Origin of the sequence: Pseudoduganella buxea, from assembly GCF_009720835.1 — a bacterium.
Lineage (GTDB): Bacteria > Pseudomonadota > Gammaproteobacteria > Burkholderiales > Burkholderiaceae_D > Rugamonas > Rugamonas buxea.
Window position 1 is genome coordinate 1 of the sequence record NZ_WNKZ01000169.1, and the last position, 5,199, is coordinate 5,199.

Below are 5,199 nucleotides of genomic sequence, written 5' to 3' on the forward strand. Positions count from 1 at the left end.
TCAGCGGAGCAAGCTCCCTGTTACCGTTCGACTTGCATGTGTAAAGCATGCCGCCAGCGTTCAATCTGAGCCAGGATCAAACTCTTCAGTTTAATCTCTGTTTTTCCGATACTGCTATCGGAGGTCATCTACTCAAGAATACTGACGATTCCATCTTTCGATGGTCACGTTTTAATTACTTGTGTAGACGTTTAATGCTATATTTTGAGCATCGAGACCGAAGTCTCGGGCACATCACATCAAACGCCCACACTTATCGACTGTTGATTGTTAAAGAATTCTGCCCTAAGGCGCTTGCTGCTGGTCTTGCGACCCCGACAAATCGTTGTGTTTGTCAGCAGCAGAGAGATGAGATTATGCGGTGTTTCGTGCAGGTCGTCAACCCCTTCGATTCCAGCGCCTGGCGCTTTCATCTACCACCGCTTCGTTTCGTTTTTCACGCTACGCTGCGGCAGGGACAGAACTATAGCAAACGATTCCTGCTCCTGCAAGAGGGGCGGCACGCTTTTCTTTGGCAGGTTATATTAGTTGCCAAATAATCCACCCATCATTGTCCATGCACCGTTTCTCCCGCCCTGCCATTACCGCTGCTGTCGCCGCAGCCTTTCCCTTCGCGGGCGCCTATGCCCAAGCTATCAACGACGTCGTCGTCATCACTGCCAGCCGGATCGAGCATGTGAGCCAGGAAATTCCCGCCGCGATCGACGTTATCGATGCGTCGCGCATCCGGGACGCACAGATGCGGGTCAACGCTTCCGAAGCGCTCGTCGCCGTCCCTGGCCTGGTCGTGCAGAACCGCCAGAACTATGCGCAGGACCTGCAGATTTCGTCGCGCGGGTTCGGTGCCCGTTCAGCCTTCGGCGTGCGCGGCGTGCGCCTGATCGCGGACGGCATCCCGGCCACGATGCCCGACGGCCAGGGTCAGGCCGCCACCTTCAACCTGGATCGCGCCCAGCGGATCGAGGTCCTTCGTGGCCCGTTCTCCGCGCTGTATGGTAATCACTCCGGCGGCGTCGTCCAGCTGTTCACGGAGGAAGGCAAGGCACCCGCCTCCGTGGAGATGTCCGTCATGGGCGGCAGCGACGGTGCGCGCAAGGCCGATGTCAGTGCGCAGGGCCGTGAGGGCACGCTGGGATATGTAATCGACCTGTCCCGCTTCGATACCGATGGCTACCGCGATCACAGCGCGGCACGGCGCGACCAGTCATTCGCCAAGCTGACGTTCGAGCCGGACCAGCGCAGCAAGCTGACGATCGTGGCCAGCGGCTTGCGCCAGAAGGACACCCAGGACCCGCTCGGCGTGCAGTGGGCGACCTACCTGCGCGATCCCCGCGCGGGCGAGACCGACCCTGCCGATACGGCCACGCCGAAGCGCACGTTCGCCGAACGATACGACACCCGCAAGAGCATCGACCACCAGCAGGCGGGCGCCAGCTACGACGTGCATTTCGGCGAGAACCGGCTGCACCTGATGGTCTACGGCGGCAACCGCGAAGTGGTGCAGTACCAGGCCTTCTCGCGCGCGTTCCAGGCGCCGGCGTCCCACTCGGGTGGCGTGGTGGACTTCGACCGTGACTTCTACGGCGCGGCCGTCAGCTGGCGTGACGTACGCCGTTTCGACAGCGGCGTGCTGCGCACAACAGTGGGCCTGGACTACGACCGCTCCAGCGACGACCGCAGGGGTTTCGAGAACTTCGTCGGCAGCCAACTGGGCGTGCGCGGCGCACTGCGGCGCGACGAGAATGATATCGTCTCCAACCTTGACCCATACCTGCAAAGCGAATGGCAAAGCGGCGCGTGGCGCCTGACGGGTGGCTTGCGCCACAGCCGCGTGAAGGTCGAGGTGGACGACCACTTCCTCGCCAATGGCAACGACAGCGGCGGCATGACGTTCTCGCGCACGACGCCCGTCGTCGGCGCCCTCTACAAGGTAAGCCCGGCGGTCAATGTGTATGCCAGCGCCGCGCGAGGCTTCGAGACGCCGACCTTGAACGAATCGTTCTACTCGGGCACCGGCGGCGGCTTCAATTTCGGGCTGCGTCCCGCGCGCAGCACGCACATGGAGGCCGGCGCCAAATTCCGGCTGGCCGAGTCGGCCCGCGTCGACGTGGCGCTGTTCCAGGTGCGCACGCGCGACGAGCTGATTGTCGATGCGGCCAGCGGCGGACGCACCAGCTACCGCAACGCCGGCAAGACGCTGCGCCAGGGCGTCGAGGTGTCGTTCGATGGCGCGTGGGGCAATGGCTTCACGGCGCGCGCCGCGGTGACGGGCCTGCGCGCCATCTACGATGAAGCCTTTGGCAGCGTCGCCGAAGGCAGCCGCCTGCCCGGCGTGGCACGCGCTACCGCATACGGCGAGCTGGCGTGGAAGGAAGCACAGGGACGGTACGGCGCGGCCATCGAGGCCCTGGCCAGTGCAAAGGTCTACGCGGAAGACACCAATCGCGAGCAAGCGGCACCGGGTTACGGCCTGCTGAACCTGCGGCTGCAGGCCGAGCAACCGTTGCGAAACTGGCGCATCCGCGAATTCGTGCGGCTCAATAACCTGCTCGACAAGACGTATGTCGGCTCCGTCATCGTCGGCGACACCAGCAAACGCTATTACGAAGCCGCGCCGGGCCGCAACTGGCAGGCGGGCTTCACCGCGCAGTACCTGTTCTGACGTCGCGGCGCACGATCAGTAGCTGGCGAGGTGCTTGCCGAACTTGATGAGCCACAGGCGGCTTGGTCGTTCGCCGTCCGTCCCCGGCGCAACGCGGATCGTATTGGCAGCGTTGCAGCCCACCGCGCCGCTGGTCACGATCGCGCCGGCGGCATCGACGTTGCACTTCGTGACATCGGCATCGGCCACCGCTGCACCCGACGGTGTAAAGACTTTCGTCTTCATGCCGAAGTCATTGTCGTTGGCGATGGCCAGTGTGGTGGCGTCGACGACCGTCAGCCCTTCCGCCTTCTCGGCCAGCCAGCCGATCGCGTTCAGGTCGAGCAGCCGGGTTTTCTTCAGCGGCACTACCTTCGACCAATCGGCGCCGTTGACGGCACTGCCGGCCATCGAGCTCTTTTCCAGGTCCGACGTGTCGGCATTGAATGCGGCGCCGGCGATATCGGTGGCGGCTCCCACCTCGACCAGCATCAGGCGGTTGAAGACACGTCCTTTGGGATCGGCGCCCTGCTCGATGACGATGAACTTGCCGTTCCCCAGCGCGACCACGTCACCCAGCTTGGCGTTGCCGGTGCGGCCATCCTGGTAGTCTGCCGCGTCGATGGGGTAAGCGTACATGCGAGTGGTGACGCCGGCGGCCGGGTGGAACTCGATCCAGCGCGTGAATCGGGCGTAGCGCTCGACCTGCTCGTTCTTGCCGGTGACGGCGTAGTGTGCCGTGCCGTCGCTCAAGGGGCTTTGCAGGAAGCCGTGCAGGCGGTCGGTGGAGGTGTCGAGGCTCAAGCCTTCCATGCCCCGGTTGGCGCGGCGCTTCGCGAAGATCTTCGGCAGGCCAGTGCCGGGCGCATGGCGGCTCTGGATCATGCCAGTGGCGGCATCGACCTTGACGATGAAGGGACCATATTCGTCCGAGATCCACAGGGCGTTGCGCTTTTTGTCAAAGGCGATGGCTTCGCTGTCGATACCATTCGCGTTGAAGACTGCCTTGCCGGCGGCGTCGAACTTCATCGCATCCATCACGGGTATCTCGGCGGAATTGCCGAGGGAGCCTTCAGGGATGGGCAGGCCGGTGCTGTTGACGGCGGCCGACACCTTGATCGGCATGACGGCATTGAGCACGGCGCCCGCCTTGCCCACGGTGATGATGCCGATCGACGGCGTGAAGCCTGGTGCCGGGAAGATCTTGCTGCCGGTGATACCCGAGCCGCCCAGCGGCGGCACGTTCGGTCCGTCGCCATTGGGACCGCGATCGGTCAACCCGTAGAATTCCAGGTCGCCATTGGCGGCCACGCCCTTGAAAGCGATGGAGGAACCGAAAGACGGCAGGAAGCCCAGCGGGAAGTCTTCCTTCACCTTCGCATTGCTACCCTCGTACGGGATGTGGAATTTGCTGTCCGCCTGGATCTGGTAGCGGGTGACGCTGACGTCGACCGCGCCCTGCGTGAATTTTTCAGCGAAGGGGCTGTTCATGCTGGCGGCCAACGTGTTTTCGAAATGCTCGCGGACCAGCATGCGGCGGTCGGCGTCCACGGTGCGCGTCGCATAGCCGGGACCTGCCGCCGTCAGGGTGGCCGCCAGCGCCGCATTGAAGCTGTCGGCGGAGGCGCTGAAATCCAAGTTGCGGCCAGCAAGGGCCATGCGCACGCCGGCGCCGAACTTGATGCCGTTGGCGGGGGCGCCGTCTTCGTCCAGCAGCTGCAGGGCGAGCAGCCGGTTGACGACCTTCGCATCCGTGACGTCGGTACTCGCTGCCAGCTGCAGCGGCGTCAGCGTGGCCGCGCAAGGCGCGCTGCCCAGGTTGATGCCGCCCAGCGTGAAGCCGACGGCATCGCCTTCCGTGCAGGTGAAACCGCCTTTCGCCGAGGTGATGGCACGTGCCGAGCTACCCGACACGTACTCTAGTCCTTCGACTGCGCTGTCCAGGAAGACACCGCTGACCTGGGCCCTGGCTGGCAAGGGTGCGGCTGGATCGTCGTCGCTCCCTCCCCCGCAGGCGCTGAGGGCGACGGCGAGTGACAATACGGACAGGCGTGGCAGCATGATGCGTTCCTCTTCGGATGAAAGAGGCGCAGTGTACGGCCGAGGCATGACCTGGTGATGACAGCGCTAAGATGCCGTTCTTCTGGTTAAAGGCGGCTTCGAATGCAAGAAAACCCTCAACAGATTACTGACGGGGGGCAAAGCCAGGCAATGCCAGGCTGGCGATAGAGCAGCCACCAATGCAAAAATCCCCCAACAGCACGCGCCATTCGGAGCGAAGGCAGGCCATGCCTGTCCGAGCAAAGCCACTGAATGCAAAAATCCCCCGCCCAGATCACTGTACGGGGGGCAAAGCCAGGCAATGCCGGGCTGGCGATTGAGTACTCGGAAATGCAAAAAACCCCTGCTGGCGTTAGCCAACAGGGGTTTTTCTATATAACAGCCTGACGATAACCTACTTTCACACTGGTTGCAGCACTATCATCGGCGCAAAGTCGTTTCACGGTCCTGTTCGGGATGGGAAGGGGTGGGACCGACTTGCTATGGTCATCAGGCAT

General features: G+C 63.2%; 2 protein-coding genes and 2 rRNA genes. 1 reads left to right on the plus strand and 3 read right to left on the minus strand.

The features are described from left to right. A 16S ribosomal RNA gene (locus GM672_RS27060) occupies positions 1 to 92 on the minus strand; the annotation flags it as partial. Positions 93 to 556: 464 nt separating this feature from the next. On the opposite strand from GM672_RS27060, the gene GM672_RS27065 reads away from it, so the two are divergent. After that, a complete protein-coding gene (locus GM672_RS27065; RefSeq protein ID WP_155473604.1) occupies positions 557 to 2,662 on the plus strand; it encodes a TonB-dependent receptor family protein in 2,106 nt (701 codons plus the stop codon). A gap of 15 nt (positions 2,663 to 2,677) precedes the next feature. Here GM672_RS27065 and GM672_RS27070 read toward each other — a convergent pair whose 3' ends face one another. Then, complete coding sequence (locus tag GM672_RS27070; RefSeq protein ID WP_229417976.1) at positions 2,678 to 4,702, minus strand: esterase-like activity of phytase family protein; 2,025 nt, start codon at positions 4,700 to 4,702, stop codon at positions 2,678 to 2,680. A 381-nt stretch (positions 4,703 to 5,083) separates the two neighbouring features. Continuing rightward, positions 5,084 to 5,196 (minus strand): 5S ribosomal RNA (gene rrf / locus GM672_RS27075). Positions 5,197 to 5,199 lie beyond the last annotated feature (3 nt).